Source organism: Flavobacterium rarum (SeqCode) (assembly GCF_965234445.1).
Lineage (GTDB): Bacteria > Bacteroidota > Bacteroidia > Flavobacteriales > Flavobacteriaceae > Flavobacterium > Flavobacterium rarum.
Map to the genome: position 1 here is coordinate 150,642 of NZ_OZ248480.1, position 16,375 is coordinate 167,016.

At 32.3% G+C, this 16,375-nt stretch carries 16 protein-coding genes; all 16 read left to right on the top strand.

All coding sequences use genetic code 11. From position 1 onward, the window contains the following. Positions 1–63: 63 nt before the first annotated feature. The 16 genes from AC8GF4_RS04375 (at position 64) to AC8GF4_RS04450 (ending at position 16,056) form a co-directional block, all read left to right on the top strand. Positions 64–414, top strand: coding sequence for an iron chaperone (locus AC8GF4_RS04375; protein ID WP_506592973.1), 351 nt, complete (start codon positions 64–66; stop codon positions 412–414). Between the two features lie 307 nt (positions 415–721). After that, positions 722–1,087, top strand: coding sequence for a VOC family protein (locus tag AC8GF4_RS04380; RefSeq protein WP_506592975.1), 366 nt, complete (start codon positions 722–724; stop codon positions 1,085–1,087). A 519-nt stretch (positions 1,088–1,606) separates the two neighbouring features. Then, positions 1,607–2,059, top strand: a complete 453-nt coding sequence (locus AC8GF4_RS04385; protein ID WP_506592977.1) for a hypothetical protein — start codon at positions 1,607–1,609, stop codon at positions 2,057–2,059. 162 nt (positions 2,060–2,221) lie between these two features. Further along, on the top strand, positions 2,222–2,548 hold the full coding sequence (locus tag AC8GF4_RS04390; protein WP_506592979.1) for a LytR/AlgR family response regulator transcription factor: 327 nt from the start codon (positions 2,222–2,224) through the stop codon (positions 2,546–2,548). Between the two features lie 96 nt (positions 2,549–2,644). Further along, positions 2,645–3,157 carry a hypothetical protein gene (locus AC8GF4_RS04395; RefSeq protein WP_506592981.1) on the top strand — a complete coding sequence of 171 codons (513 nt, stop codon included), beginning with the start codon at positions 2,645–2,647 and terminating at the stop codon, positions 3,155–3,157. Between the two features lie 145 nt (positions 3,158–3,302). After that, a complete protein-coding gene (locus AC8GF4_RS04400; RefSeq protein WP_506592982.1) occupies positions 3,303–4,223 on the top strand; it encodes a DUF6438 domain-containing protein in 921 nt (306 codons plus the stop codon). Positions 4,224–4,419: 196 nt separating this feature from the next. Continuing rightward, entirely contained in the window at positions 4,420–5,271 is an 852-nt protein-coding gene (locus tag AC8GF4_RS04405) for a CPBP family intramembrane glutamic endopeptidase (RefSeq protein ID WP_506592983.1), read from the top strand. 201 nt (positions 5,272–5,472) lie between these two features. Beyond that, on the top strand, positions 5,473–7,116 hold the full coding sequence (locus AC8GF4_RS04410; RefSeq protein WP_506592984.1) for a S41 family peptidase: 1,644 nt from the start codon (positions 5,473–5,475) through the stop codon (positions 7,114–7,116). 222 nt (positions 7,117–7,338) lie between these two features. Continuing rightward, positions 7,339–8,064 (top strand): DUF3667 domain-containing protein, encoded by a 726-nt coding sequence (locus AC8GF4_RS04415; RefSeq protein ID WP_506592985.1) that lies wholly within the window; start codon positions 7,339–7,341, stop codon positions 8,062–8,064. A 5-nt stretch (positions 8,065–8,069) separates the two neighbouring features. Beyond that, the gene (locus AC8GF4_RS04420; protein WP_506592986.1) at positions 8,070–8,261 is read left to right on the top strand and encodes a hypothetical protein; all 192 of its coding nucleotides are present in this window, start codon (positions 8,070–8,072) and stop codon (positions 8,259–8,261) included. Between the two features lie 232 nt (positions 8,262–8,493). Then, on the top strand, positions 8,494–9,057 hold the full coding sequence (locus tag AC8GF4_RS04425) for a tetratricopeptide repeat protein (RefSeq protein ID WP_506592987.1): 564 nt from the start codon (positions 8,494–8,496) through the stop codon (positions 9,055–9,057). A gap of 87 nt (positions 9,058–9,144) precedes the next feature. Next, entirely contained in the window at positions 9,145–9,669 is a 525-nt protein-coding gene (locus AC8GF4_RS04430; protein WP_506592988.1) for a GNAT family N-acetyltransferase, read from the top strand. 720 nt (positions 9,670–10,389) lie between these two features. Then, positions 10,390–12,897 carry a nitrite reductase large subunit NirB gene (nirB, locus tag AC8GF4_RS04435; RefSeq protein WP_506592989.1) on the top strand — a complete coding sequence of 836 codons (2,508 nt, stop codon included), beginning with the start codon at positions 10,390–10,392 and terminating at the stop codon, positions 12,895–12,897. A 172-nt stretch (positions 12,898–13,069) separates the two neighbouring features. Next, positions 13,070–13,447 carry a nitrite reductase small subunit NirD gene (gene nirD / locus AC8GF4_RS04440; RefSeq protein WP_506592990.1) on the top strand — a complete coding sequence of 126 codons (378 nt, stop codon included), beginning with the start codon at positions 13,070–13,072 and terminating at the stop codon, positions 13,445–13,447. Positions 13,448–13,478: 31 nt separating this feature from the next. Then, positions 13,479–14,066 (top strand): DUF4202 domain-containing protein, encoded by a 588-nt coding sequence (locus tag AC8GF4_RS04445; protein WP_506592991.1) that lies wholly within the window; start codon positions 13,479–13,481, stop codon positions 14,064–14,066. Between the two features lie 181 nt (positions 14,067–14,247). Beyond that, positions 14,248–16,056, top strand: a complete 1,809-nt coding sequence (locus tag AC8GF4_RS04450; RefSeq protein ID WP_506592993.1) for a sensor histidine kinase — start codon at positions 14,248–14,250, stop codon at positions 16,054–16,056. The last annotated feature ends 319 nt before the right edge of the window (positions 16,057–16,375 follow it).

The window sequence follows — 16,375 nt, forward strand, 5'->3', positions numbered from 1 at the left end:
ACTAAAAAAAATCAGAACTAAAAAAGTAGAAATAGCTACAACAAACCAATTATAAGTTGACCCATGAAAACAGATATTAAAACCGTAGAAGATTACATATCTACTTTCCCAAAAGACATTCAAATCCTTTTGAAAAATGTTCGTGCAGCTATTAAGAACAAAGCCCTCGAAGCCATTGAAAGTATATCCTACGGAATGCCCGCTTACAAAACAAATGGAAAACCGCTAGTCTATTTTGCAAGTTTTAAAAACCACATCGGATTCTACGCCACTCCAACCGGACATGCCAAGTTTGCCAATGAACTTTCGAAGTACAAACAAGGAAAAGGCTCGGTACAATTCCCCATTAACCAACCCCTACCTTACGACCTCATCGAACGAATTGTAGCCGTTCGAGTAAAAGAGAATCAATAAATAAGATCCTAAGAAACTAAGATTCTAAGTTTTGAATAGAGAATTAATACATTTACTTTTAATTATAACAACCCGTTGGATGAAATTCAAATAAAATAAAAATTTAACCACATAGAATCATAGATTAATACCAAATAAGTAAAGAATAAATAGAATAGCTATGTGAATAGTAAAACGTCTATTTCTTTCTTTTAAAAACTATAAATTCTATGTTTCTATGTGGTAAAAAATAATTTCACCCAACGAGTTTATAAAATAAATATTTTTCAAATTAGAAACTTAGCTTCTTAGCAACTCAAAAAAATCCATGGAACACAAAGCCAAATCAATTCGTCCCTTTATTGGATCCACAAACTTTCAGATTTCCCGTAGCTTTTATCAGGATTTGGGTTTTAGGGAAAGTATTCTAGCACCCAATTTCTCGTATTTCGAAACCGATGGAATTGGCTTTTATTTACAAGATGCCAATGTCAAAGATTGGATAGACAATACGATGCTTTTTCTAGAAGTCGAAGATGTCAATAGGTATTGGGAAGCACTCACAAAATTAAACTTGACCGAAAAATACACAAGTGTAAAATTAGTCCCCGTTCGCGAAATGGATTGGGGCAAAGAATGCTTTATTCATGACCCATCGGGAATCCTCTGGCACATTGGGGAGTTTTCCAAATAATCAGGAGCAGAATCCTACCCCAGATATCTCAATATCATTAAGTTAAGCTTTGTTTTTTCTCACCAAGACGCAAAGGCGCAAAAGTTAAGAGTCGATTTCTTGGCGTCTTTACGTCTTTGCGAGAGTTATATTTTGAAAAAGAGTAGTGAGAAACCCTTAATGACATTGCCCGATAGCTATCTGGGTTACAATCTTTTTTTAGGCTAAAAAAATAGCCTAAAAAAAAGGATTTTCCCTTCCATAAGGGCTAGGGCATCAGTCTTCATAAGAACAGTTGCTACAAAATTTTACCACTTTAATTTCAAAGTTGTATTCAATCAGGCTCTCCCGTACGTACCAAAACATCCAATAAATAATATACTCTATAGATATTTTGTAAGTATTAATAAGTATATTTGGTTTTGATTAAACTATGTGTTTTGTCAAACCAAAATAAAATGATCCTGGGTCTTTTTAAGGTCAGGGATAAGAGATATATGCTAGTTGTGCGTCAGTTTTGCGAAATTAAAATCATAAAAAATGAATGAAGTTTACTTAACAATTGGTATTGAAAAAAAAGATTTAAATAGTTCAGATTTTGATGAATTTGTTATTATTAACGCTTGGGAAATATTAAAAGAAAAAGGATACGACTTATTAAAAGATAATAATGATGTTAGAATAAATCATTTAATTAGTGAAATTGATAAAAGAGCCGAAAAAATATTAATTTGTAACGCTGGATATAATGTTGAAGATTTAAATAAAATATCCTTTAATTTAAAAAGTAAAGTAGTAAATAAAATAATTATACCAAGTCAAGATAGAAGGGAAAAACAATTAGCTGAAAGTATAGAATTTGACAGAAAACATAATCGTTGGACAAATTTTTATCCTGGCGAGCTTGAAGATAATTATAATAATTTTGGAGAAATATTATCTAAGATTAAGAATAATTATATAAACTCCGAAACAAAAGTAGTTGAAGTATAAACAGAACGCACAACCGTCGTTTGGCAATATGGCGGAATTTGGCTTAATTTAAAGATGGTATTGTACTTAAAAAATTAGTCGTTAACCGAAAGATTAGGCTTCCTTAGTCCGCCACATAGCCAAGCGACTAAACGTTAGTGGCAATTTTCAGAACCCTCAAAAATGACAGAAAGAAATTATACATTCATTAAATCTGACAGAAAATTAATAAAATTAAATTTTGATGACATTTTATTTTTTAAAGGGTTAGGAAATTATGTTGAGGTATTTACAAAGAACAATAAAAAATATATCTATTACAAAACTTTAAAAGAGCTTATTGACAACTTACCTGATGAATTTATGAGAGTACATAATTCAAACATTGTGAACTTGAAAAATGTGGAATATATAGAAGATAATCAATTAATTATTGGTGAACATAAAATCACAATAGCAAAAAGTTATAAAGACTGTTTATTAAAAAGTATAGACAAATTGTTACTATAAATAAGAACTTTGATAAATTACATAAAAATTAAAGCAAACTATATAATTCATTTTTATCTTAGTAAATAAGAGAGTTGCTTTGTGAAAAAATACAATATGAAACATTTATTATTTTGCTTAACACTAATAGCAACAGCGATGACAAACAATCTAAACGCACAAAACAATCTTTTTGAAAATGATGTAAAAACAATAGACGCTTTAATAATAGCTAGTTACGAGGTTGTATCGGGAGAAAAAGGTACAAAAAGACAATGGGAGAGAGATAATTATTTACATCATTCAAAAGCTATTTATTCATACTTTGACGGAGAGCAGAAAAAACAAGCGACTATGACATTGGAAGAATTTCATAAAGAAACTGATGAAATGGTATTTGGAACAGCATTTTACGAAAGCGAAGTTAATCGAGAAGTTAGAATTTTTGGTAATATTGCAAACGTTTGGAGTACTTATGAAACAAGATTAGTCAAAGATGGAAAAGTTGAAAGAAGAGGAATAAATAGTATTCAATTAATCTTTGAAAATAATCGTTGGTATATTATTTCTTGGACATTTAGTGGAGAAAACGATAAAAATATAATACCGAAAACGTTTGATAGAAACTAAAAACTGACACTAACATACGCTACAAGTAATTTGGGCAATAGGCTTAATTTAAAATTGGTTTTGTATTTGGAAGATTTGGCAAATCCGAAGAATGATTTATTTAGTGCCCAACCCACAGAAATAGCGGGACTTTACCAGCAATATTATGAGAAAACTCACTATTATATTAACTTTTATATTTTCAAATATAATTTTTGGAAATAAAATTGACAATCTTAAAACAACAAAAGATGTTATTGAGTTTGTAAAAACTGTTTATCCAGAATATGGAATTATAAGAGATAAAGACTTTAAATATGGAATATTTGACATTAATTCTACAGACTCTATTCATAGTCAATTAAAATGTAAAGAAATATTCAAAATAGATGAAATTACAAATTGGCAAAAAATTGACATTAACAATGACGGACTAACAGATTTGATATTCATTTCTCACTTTTATGGTTACACACAAAATGTAATAATTGATAAAGGAAAAAATGAATTCAAAATAATTAGAAACATCATTAAATTTGATGAATGCGAATATATTAAACCAATAAAAGTTCAAGATAAAAATGAATTACGAATTCGAAAAGTGAATTTGCCATTTGATTTTGATGATGATATTGAAAAATATATCAAAATAGACACTTTAACATACAAGTTTGATTCTTTTATTGAACTTAACGACAAAGTAATCATTGATAATAAAATTAAATCAATAGAGATTAAAACAGATTACTGCTTTGGAACTTGTCCTGTCTTTAAACTTATAATAGACAAAAATGGTCTAGCTGAGTTTGATGGAATTGGGTTTACTAAATTTAACGGAAAATCAATAAAGCAGTTGGATCTAAAATGTGTTGGCGAAATATTTGACTTGCTAAATTACATCGAAATTAAGAAATTAAACGATTACTACGAAGTTAATTACACTGATGCTTCTACAGCAACTCTTGACATTTTTTATGAAGATGGTTCAATTAAAAAAATTAAAGATTACGGATTAAGCGGTACTTATGGATTAAGTGCTCTATATTCAAAATTAACCAAAATAGGAACAGAAACTGAATGGAAATAAAATACTACTGGTATTGGCCAGTAAGCAATAATATGGCATTAGGTATAATGGCATGTTTGTTTTGTATTTGGAAATAAAGTGATAAACCGAAATATTAAGGGTTTTCACCACAGACCATCGACTACAAGCAGGACTTAGTTAACGCTCATTGTATAGTAATACTCAACAAAAATTAAACAATAAACAATTTTTACCCTTGAGACACTTAAAAGATTACAATGCCAAACTCTTATTGAAAGAAAAATCACCTCTTGTATTTTTCTCACTCGTTTTTGGACTTTCAATTCCATTTTGGATTATTGATTTAGAGATTGATTCAAAACGCTCATCATCGTTAAATTTTTCTATAGTTGATATTATAACCACTTTCATACCATTAATTGTAGCCTGTACTCTTATTATGAAAGAGGAAGGTAAAAGTGGTGTCTATAAATTGTTTAAACGAATTTTTGATTTTGAAAGAATTACAAAAAAGAGTTGGTATCTACCTATAATTTTTCTCCCACTATTAATTTATTTTTTAATTTACTCAAGTATTTACCTGTTCGGACTACCTCTTGCAAATAATTTACAAATTCCTTATAAATCCATACCTTTTCTTTTTGTTTTATTTTTTATTGGTGCTGTTTGTGAAGAATCTGGCTACATGGGTTATGCTATTGAACCCATGCAAAAAAAGTTTGGTGCATTAGGGGCAAGTATTTTGATAGGCATCCCTTGGGCTGTATGGCATTACCCGTCTATAATTCAACAAGGACATAATTTTTATTGGATATTCTGGGCAACGCTAGGCACAGTTGCAGTTAGAGTTTTGATAGTTTGGATTTTTAATAACACACAAAATAGCTTATTCGCCTGTATAATGTTTCATACTATGATGAATTTAGGAAGACCTATGTTTCCGAAAGATGAAATACACAACCCATTGGTTGACTATCCATATATTCATTATTCTGTAATTGCGATTATGGCTATTATTGTGATTTTCCTTTGGGGTTCAAAGACATTATCTAAATTTAAATTTATTTTAAAAAAAATTAATTCCTAATGAACGAAAAGAACAATGTACCGCTAACACATGCTCCAAAAAGATTTGGGCATTTGGTTTAATTTGAAAAATAGTTTGTATTTGTGAGAATTTGGTTAATACGAAAATTGGACTTAATTTAGCAATAAACAGCTTTTAGCACGGGGACCTTGGCAGATATATTGCCACAAAAAGTCAGAAACTAACATAATTAAAATATAAATGAAAAAAATTACATTACTGTTCCTTTTAATTCTTTCGCAAGCCATCTTTGCACAAAACAAACTTTCTGAAACCCATAAACTTTCTGCAACCTGCAAAGTCTGGGGGTATTTAAAATATTATCATTCCCAAGTTGCCAGCGGTAAATTTGACTGGAATGAACAGCTTTTTGATGTTTTGCCTAAAGTTGAACAGGCAAATACCAAAGAAGAATTTTCATTAGTTCTACAAAACTGGGTTGATTCTCTGGGTGAAGTAAAGGATATTGCACCAATCGCTCTGCCAAAAGACGTAGAATATTTCGATAAAAACTTCGATTTATCTTGGATTAACAACGATAAATTGTTTTCTACAGTTCTTTCGAAGAAGTTAAAATTTATAGAAAATAACAGATTCCAAGGAGAGCAACATTACGTGACATTTGGCAGAGGTGGAAATGTTATATTGAAAAATGAGAATTTTTACAAACTTAATTATAATGAAAAAAATTCAAGAATTCTAGCCTTATTTACATATTGGAATGTGATAGAATACTTCTTTCCCGACAAATATCTGATGGATCAAAAATGGGATAAAACTTTAGACGAGATATTACCCGCTTTCATCGAAGCCAAAGATGAAGACGCTTTCTATACAGCATTCCAGAAATTAACGGTTAAACTTAATGATAGTCATGCTGTATTTTATAAATATGGTGGGAAACAAAAGTATTTCTTCCCTTTTAAATGTAAAATAATTGATGAAAAAATGATTGTTACTGAAATTAAATCAGATGAACTTGCAAAAGTAGATGATATAAAAGTTGGGGACGTCATTACAAAATTCGACGATAAAACAATTAAAGATTTTATTGCAGAAAATAGGAATTTAATTAATGGGTCGAATGAAGCTTCATATCTTAGTATTTTGATGAGATTTGGTCTTTATGGATATTCAGACACCGTTAAATTAGAATTTCTTAAGGAAGGAAAAACCATCATAAGAACTGTAAATAGGTATGATTATCAAACTGTAAACAAAAACGAGGATAAAAAAGTAAAGCAAGAGGAAAAATTCAAAATGCTAGAAAACAATATTGGTTATGTCAATATGGGTACTCTAGAAATTAAAGATATTCCTGTTATGATCGAAAAACTCAATGTTGCTAAAGCAATTGTTTTTGATATTAGAAATTATCCAAATGGAACAGGTCAAGATATATCTAATTTTTTGAATTCTAAAGAAAGAAAAGATATTTTGTTTACAAAACCAGATTCTACTTACATCGGAAGATTCAAATGGATAGGGCCACGACCTTGCGGTTATGAAAATAAAAATAACTACAAAGGTAAGGTCGTTGTATTGGTTGATGGGGAATCTGTAAGCCAATCAGAAGAAATGACAATGAGCTTTCAAACCGCTGATGATACAACTGTTATTGGTAGTCAAACCGGTGGCGCAGATGGAAATGTAAGTCGTTTTGATATTATTAAAGCCTTTTTTACACAATTTTCAGGAATTGGAGTATACTATCCTGACAAACGTCAAACACAAAGAATCGGAATCATTCCTGATATTGAAGTAAAACCAACTATACTTGGTATTCAGCAAGGGAAAGACGAGGTTTTAGATCGCGCTTTACAATTCATTGAAAATGGAAAATAAATACATCTGACAACACTCGCTACAAGCAATTTGGGTTTTAGGCTTAATTTAAAATTGGTTTTGTATTTGGATGATTTGCTTCGCCTGTTCGCTATCACTCGGGTAGCAAATCCGATATTAGGCTTTAATTTAATCCAAAAACCGCTATAATACCAGAACGTTATTGATTATTTTAACAAAACAGACTGCAAACATCAAAATGAATACTATTTAATAAAATATATGAACTGTAAAAACTGCAATACCGAATTAAATTTAAATTACTGCCCAAACTGCGGGCAACCAAAACAACTAAAACGAATAGACAGACATTACATTGTTCACGAAGTTGAACATGTTCTGCATTTTGAACGTGGTATTTTATACACAATACGTGAACTCTCAACAAATCCAGGACAAAACACACAAAAATATCTTTCGGAAAACAGAACCAGACTAGTAAAACCTATCCTATTCATTATCATAACTTCTTTGATTTATTCAATTTTAAACCACTTTTTTCATATCGAAGACGGCTATGTAAAATATCACGAAGCTAATGGAGAAAACTCAAGTTCTGTTACTTCTATAGTAAAATGGGTGCAAGACCATTACGGCTATGCAAATATTATGATGGGAATCTTTATCGCTTTTTGGTTGAAACTATTTTTTAGAAAATACAACTACAATTTTTATGAAATTCTGATAATGCTTTGTTTTGTTATGGGAATGGGAATGTTGATTTTTTCTGTATTTGTAATCATAGAGGGATTGACACACTTTAAGATGATGACAATTGCTGGTATCATAGGAGTTGGATATTGTGTCTGGGCAATCGGACAATTTTATGACAAGAAAAAAATAAAGAGTTACTTAAAAGCATTATCTGCATACATTTTAGGAATGATTACTTTTTGGATTATTCCTATTCTTATTGGAACAATAATAGATTTAATAAATAAACATTAATTGATATGAAAAATAAAATTGGCTTCAACTTTTTTTTTGCAATACTTTCATTTCCGATTGGATTGGCTTTGTTAAAGGAATTTGATTTTGAAACATTTACATTTAAAAACACCGCGTTGGGCATTATTTACCTAATTACCTTTATGGCAGTACTTTATCTAACATTTAAAAAGAAACCAAAATCGACTGAAAAATAAAAAACAGTGGCTAACTGTCGTTTGGCAATATATAGACTTTTGACTTAATTTAAAGTTGGTTTTGTACTTGTAAAATAAGTTCTCTCAAAAAGTAGGGGAATTTTTATTCGGTTTTAAATATTACAAGAATGTTAAAAAAAAGCACGAAGTCGTATTACAAAGCTTTCGAAATCAAAGATCGGGGGTATAAAAAGTCTAAAAAACGTTAGTTAGAATTACAAAATCAAAAGCTATGAAAAGAATATTTTTTTCAATTCTGTTTTTGTTTTCAATTGTTTCTTTTGGACAAAATGAGAATTATTTTGAAAACGAAATATATAAAAAAGCAAATGCATATTTAATTGCTTGGGAAAATAATAATCGTTTTGAATTACCAAGTTCGCAAGAACGTGAAATAATGAAAAATTCTAATGAAATTAGGGAATATTCTATAATAAAAGCATACGAAAATTTTCAATTATTAATTTCTAATTATCCAAATTCAAAAAGATATTTTGATTATATCTATCAAAAAGCAAATATTGAATTCAACGCACAAAGATTTGATGAAAGCAAAAAAAGTTTAAATAAAATCATTGAAGAAAGCAAAAACGAATGGAATGACATGGATAAAAACCCATATATTTTATTAGCAACAATTGCTGTGGAAGAAAAACAATTTGCACAAGGAATAGATTACCTAAAAAAAGTTAGAATTGACTATGAGTACTTTCAATGTTTGAATGGAATTGCCACTAATGATAACTTTAGGAAATTAAATAGTCTTTATGAATCGTGTATTAGTGGACTTAAATAAAAACACTATCGCTCAACAGCTATACAATAGAACTTTTGCAGTTAGACTATTATACCCCACAATATTGAAAAATTTAACTAAGACAAAATGGTAAATATAAGCTTCAAACCTTTCCCAGTTTTGACAACCGAAAGGCTAACTCTTAGACAATTATCTAGCGAAGACAGACAAGCTATTTTTACTTTGCGTTCGGATACAGAAATAAACAAATATCTTAACAGACAAGCGTGTAAAACAATTGAAGACGCCATAAACTTCATCAACATGATTAATGATGCTATTAAAAAAAACGAATCGATTTATTGGGCAATAACATTAACAAACAGCAAAACTCTTGTTGGTACAATTTGCCTATTTGACTTTTCAATAAAAAATTGTGGTGAAATCGGGTTTGAACTTATGACAAAATTTCAAAAACAAGGAATAATGAAAGAAGCGGCACAAATAGTTATTGACTATGCTTTTCAGACTTTGAAGTTTCAAAAAATACTTGCTGTTACTCATTATGACAATCAGAATTCAACCAAATTTTTGACAAAATTAAATTTTGTAAAATCAAATGAAACGGATTTTGAAAACCCTGACTTAAATATTTTTACTTTAACGCCATAAATTGGCAACAAGAAATCAAAATTTATTAGGAACAAAAAACCGAATTTACAAAAGCTATTCCTGATTTGGTCAATTGTTTTTCCTTCCTTAGAAGTTTCCCCAACGATAAGCAATTTCAATTTTCTTTAAAACATAACTTATACAGTGTGTATACTTAATACGTACTACTAAACTTCTCTTTAAATACTTACATTTCAAACTACAAAAATCCCTTAAACCCAAATTCCGCATTAGACTTCGTTACGAAGCTGAATTATTCAATAAAAGCAAGAGCTCACGGACTATTTTTGAAGATGTAATACTTTTGTATTTTGAATTTGAAAATAGGAGTACTTTCTTGGTTTTTAAGAAGAATTCAGGTGTAGTAGATTTCTAATGCGGAATTTAGGTTAAAATGCAGTCACTCGCGTGAAGGATGGAAGCAGCATCTCCCGATTTAGAAAAATAAGGCCTTTTTGCCGTAGTTTTTGTTAATCGGGAATATAGCGGACAGCCTGACCTCGTTGCAACATTACTGATCTTGCTAAACAAAAGATGCTGTGCAACGAGGGCACGCCCACACAAGCAATAGCGAACTGACGAAGTAAATCCAACTCTATTTATTCAGAATCGAATTACTGTTTATTAAAAATCATTCTATTTTATAAAAAAATAAAAAATTAAGTATACAAATTAAGTATTTATACGTATGTTTGCGTAGTAATACTTAATTAATAGATTATGATTAATGTAATAGTAGTCGGAAACGGCATGGTAGGTTATAAATTTTGCGAGAAATTCATTTCGAAATCTGGGCAAGAAAAGTATCAAATTACAGTATTTGGAGAAGAACCAAGACGTGCGTATGATCGCGTTCACTTGAGTGAATACTTTGCAGGAAAGACCGCGGATGACTTATCATTATCAACAACAGCTTGGTACGAGGAGAACAATATCATTCTTAACACAGCTGAATTAGTTTTAAAAATTGACACAGCAAACAAAACCATAACTACGCATTTAGACAAAACGCATGCGTATGATTACTTAGTTTTGGCTACGGGATCATCTGCTTTTGTCCCTCCAATCAAGGGAGTCGAAAAAGAAGGTGTTTTTGTGTACCGAACCATAGAGGATTTGGATGCAATTATGGGTTATGCAAAAAAAATTAGAGCTAATGGAGCTACCGAAGCTGCTGTACTTGGTGGCGGTTTATTAGGGCTTGAAGCGGCAAAAGCTGTTCGTGACTTGGGTCTTAATGCTCACGTAGTAGAATTTGCGCCTCGCTTGATGCCAAGACAATTGGATCAAAGTGCGAGCGATATGTTGCAATCCAAAATAGAAGAATTAAATATCGGAATCCATCTGAACAAAGCGACACAATATATTGATGGTGAAGAAAGCATAAAGGGAATGATGTTTGCCAACGATGATTTGTTAAAAGTTGATATGTTGGTTATATCGGCAGGAATTAAACCGCGTGACGAACTCGCAAGAGTTTCTGGATTAGTTGTCGGAGAACGTGGTGGTGTTGTTGTAAACAATCAAATGCTAACATCAGACCCTTACATCTATGCCATAGGCGAAGTAGCACTATACACGGGAATGATTTACGGGCTTGTGGCTCCTGGCTACGAAATGGCCGATGTAGCCGCCGAACAAATCCTTAATGGAGACAAAACAATGAGAGATACCATCGATATGTCTACTCAATTGAAATTGATTGGAGTTGAAGTGGCAAGTTTTGGTGATCCTTTTATCGAAAATGAAAATGTTACTGCCATTGTTTACGAAAACAAATTCAGCGGTATTTACAAAAGAATCAATGTCACCAAAGACGGAAAAACACTCTTGGGAGGAATACTTGTAGGTGATTCATCCGATTACAATGGATTATTCCAAATTTATGCCAACGCGCTGGCTTTACCAGCAAATCCAGAAGACTTAATTCTAGGTTCTCGTGGTGGCGAAGCATCTACACTCGGAAGCGCAGCCGACTTGCCTGATACAGCTGTAATCTGTTCTTGTGAAAACGTAACCAAAGGCGCTCTTTGTTGTTCACTTATTGACGGAACAGCAAGTACTTTTGCCGATGTAGTAAAATTAACCAAAGCAACTTCGGGTTGTGGCGGTTGTAAACCAATGGTGGTAGACATTGTAAAAGCCACTCAAAAATCACTTGGTAAAGAAATTAAAGACACTATTTGTGAACACTTTCATTACACTAGACAAGAATTATTTGATATTGTAAAAATCAATAAATACACCAATTATTACGAAGTAATCGATCATCACGGAAACGGTGATGGTTGTGAAGTGTGCAAACCAATTGTAGCTTCTATTTTCTCGAGTATCTACAACGACACAGCCAACAAACACGTTACCACTCAAGATACCAATGACCGATTCTTAGCCAATATTCAAAGAAACGGAACGTATTCTGTAGTACCTAGAGTTGCTGGTGGCGAAATAACAGCTGAAAAACTTATCGCAATTGGTGAAGTAGCAAAACAATTTGATTTGTACACTAAAATTACCGGAGCGCAACGTGTGGATTTATTTGGTGCTCACTTAGATGACTTACCAAAAATTTGGAAAATATTAATCGAAAATGGTTTTGAAAGCGGTCACGCCTACGGAAAATCTTTAAGAGCTGTTAAAAGCTGTGTGGGTAATGCCTGGTGCCGTTACGGAATGGACGATAGCGCCGGTTTTGCCATCGAACTCGAAGATCGTTACAAAGGGATTCGTGCCCCTCACAAAATTAAAGGCGGAGTTTCGGCCTGCATTCGTGAATGTGCCGAAGCTAGAGGAAAAGATTTTGGTTTAATCGCCGTAGAAGGCGGCTGGAATCTTTACATCTGCGGAAACGGTGGTGCCAATCCAAAACACGCTGTTTTATTGGCCGAGCAAATTGACAAAGCCACTGTTATTAAATATTTAGACCGTTTCTTAATGTACTACATCCGTACTGCAGGGCCATTGGTTCGAACAGCCACTTGGTTGGACAAACTCGAAGGCGGAATGGATTACCTAAAAGAAGTCATCATTTTTGATCGATTGGGAATCTGCGAAACACTGGAAACCGAAATGGAATCGCTTGTTGGCACTTTTGAATGCGAATGGAAACAGGTATTGGAAAAACCTAGATTATTAAAACGTTTCAGCCACTTTGTCAACACTGATGAAAAAGATGATAACATTGCATTTGTTCCGTTAAGAGAACAAAAAATGCCGAGACCTTGGTAAAAAATGAATTTCACAAAGATTCACGAAGTACACACAGAGATTCGCTAAGATTTTTTTTTAGAAAAATACAACAGACAGCAACTACTAATTATTATCTCTGTGTTTCTTTGCGCCTCCTCTGTGAATCTCTGTGAAATAGCAATTTTAAAAAAATTTATTAAAATAAAATCCCATGGAAGAACTCTTAAATCAATACGAAACCGTAAACGCAAGCGCAGTAAAAATTTGGTTCAAAGCCGGAACCATAAAAGATTTCCCAAGCAATAGAGGCGGTTGCATCAAATACAAAAACAAGCAAATTGCTATATTCAACTTCGAGAGAAGAAACGAATGGTACGCTTGTCAGAATGCCTGTCCGCACAAAATGGAAATGGTTTTGTCAAGAGGAATGACCGGTTCTGCAGATGGAGTACCAAAAATTGCTTGTCCAATGCACAAAAAAACATTTTCATTGGTCGACGGATCCAATCTAAACGGTGAAGACTATAAAATTGCAACTTATCCTGTAAAAATTGAAGGAGATGAAGTATTCGTTGGCTTTTTAGAATAATCTACGTATATTTGAATATATACTATTTTAAATGAAAACTATCCCATTCTTAAACGCCAGCGCGTGGATTGATGCCGAAAACGAAGCCGATCCAAACAACGAAATATACCAAGAAATCACCTATCCCAAAGAATTATTATATTCGGATAGAATGTACGAAAGACTAATGATCTTTCACCCTTCTGCTTCGGAGGCCGTTCAAATAGCTGCCAAAGCACAACACATTTGCCGTTGGAAAATGCCAAGAGAAACCTACTCTATGGATCGAGTTGGATATTTAAAATGGCGAGAAGATTTAAAAAAATTCCACGCCAAAACTACTGCTGAAATTCTAACAAAAGCAGGTTATGAAGACAGCTTCATAGACCGCGTTTCCTTCTTGATTGAAAAAAAATTACTCAAAAAAGACGAAGAAACACAACTTTTGGAAGATGTTATTTGTTTAGTATTTTTAGAATTTTATTTTGACGCTTTTGCTCATAAACACGACACCGAGAAAATGAAAAACATTATTCAAAATACTTGGAATAAAATGTCCGACAAAGGGCATCAGGAAGCATTGAAAATAAACTTCACACCAGAAAATCTTCAGTTGATAAAAGACGCTTTGGGATTGTAATTCAGCTAAATTAAAAAAGCCACAGATTGCACAGATTTTCACAGATTTCTTAAAAAAATCCTTTTAATCATTTCAATCTGTGGCAAAAAACAAACACAGATTACACGAATTAACATTAATTCCTTAAAACTAATTTGTGAAAATTTGTGCAATTTGTGGCAAAAAAAGTTACGGTCTTCTTATGAAAAAAAAATCCAAAGTATCTTTTGATAAACTTTCTTTTATAAAATTAAGGCGAATGTACCTATTCGCCTTAATTACTATTGCCGTAACCGTACTTTTGAGTCAGTTGCTTATTCAATACAATCTCAACAAGCAGCTTAGCGATTCCAGAATAATCAACACCTCAGGAAAGCAAAGAATGCTCAGTCAAAAATTGACAAAAGAAGTCTTAATTCTCAATTTCATTACTGATTCTCTTCAAAAAAAGAAGCAAATAAATACCATCTTTAAAACCATTTCTCAATGGGAATCCAATCATTATTCATTGGTAAACGGAAATGCCAGTTTGGGGTTCCCAAAAGAAAAAAACCAGATTCTCACCAAATATTTTGAAAATTTAAAGCCCAATTTTGACATTATAATTAAGACTACCCATTCTTTTTTGGAGAACAAAAAACAAAATCAAAACGAGCAGGAAAATCAAAAATTAGTTCAAACTATACTCGAAAACGAAGCTATTTTCCTTTCGAAAATGAACCAAATTGTAAACGAATATGAAAAAGAAGCGTTTGAAAAGGTAACCCTGCAACGAAATACTGAATATGCCATTCTTGCTTTCACCCTATTGGTTTTATTGCTTGAATTTTTATTCATTTTTAAACCCACGAATAAAAAGATAGAATTACTCATTCACAACCTTTTGTCATCCGAAAGGAAAGCATTAAAGTTAGCGCAAGACACTGAAATTATTAGTGAAGCAAAAGAAAACTCCGTAAAAGAATTGAAATCCCTCAATTATGCAATGGAGAATACCCTACTCTATTGCCGAATTGCAACAGACGGAACCATAATACATATAGGAGAAAAATTTTCCAAACTATTGCAATACAACCCATTCCTTTCGGATAAAAAATTTGGACAAGTATTGACGCCAATCGAAAAAGAACAAATTAGTATCGATCAAATCGTTCTTGAAAACCACCGTAGAGGTTGGCAAGGCGAACTAAATATTACTACACGTAACGATCAAACACTTTGGCTGGATTTATCGATGGTACCTGTAACTATTAAAAAAGACGAGTCCGAACTTTTAATTATCTGTTTTGACATTACCGAACGCAAAAAGGCAGTGCAAGAAGTGGAGCGTTTGAATGCAGCTAATATTTCAGACAAACTGAACCAACAAAAAGTAATTTCTAGTAAAATTGTCGAAAACCAAGAAAACGAACAAAACCGAATTGCCCGAGAAATTCACGATGGAATCGGACAAATGCTTACTGGTCTGAAATTCAGTCTCGAAAGCATCAATCTAGACGACAAAGAAAAAGCTGCCATAAAAATTGATTACTTAAAGAAGCTGTCACTCGACATTATAAAAGGCGTTCGCACCGCTACTTTCAACTTAATGCCACCGGAATTGAGCGATCACGGAATCAATTCGGCTCTTGCCAAATTAACTTCAGAACTTTCTAAACTTACCGGAAAAAATATCCTTTTTTACAACAAAACCGATTTCAACAGTAGATTGGACTCCTTAATCGAGATAAACATTTATCGACTCACACAAGAAGCCATCAACAACGCCATCAAATACGCCGATTCTTCACATATCATTGTACAACTTTCGCATAGTGCTACACTTTTAAGTATTATAATTGACGATAACGGAAAAGGGTTTGATGTAAACGCAGTGGAGAAAAAACGAAACAGCGAATCCGGCATGGGCTTACTCTTCATGAAAGAAAGAATTCAGTACATCAATGGTCGCGTTTTCTTTAATTCAATTCCAAACGAAGGAACACGAATTACTTTTAACATCCCAATTTAAAAAAATAATTAGGGCGAGCCACCATAAAAAAAAGGGGCTAAATTTTGAAACCGCCCATACAGCCCCTTATTTTTATGCTGTCAGGCTATCCGCGCTACTTCGGTAGCTAGCTTTTATCGGCTCACGTAAAAAATATGGGGAGAAGTCTTAAATTTGAATAAAAAACAAATGGATTTTTCAATATTTTCTTCCTTTTTACCTGAGGGATTATTATCTCATTTTGACATTGTTGATTTCAAAGAATTAGGGGATTTACAAACAAAAAAAGATTGTTTTTATATTTATTTAGACGAAAAAAATATTCTTCCAAAAGAATATA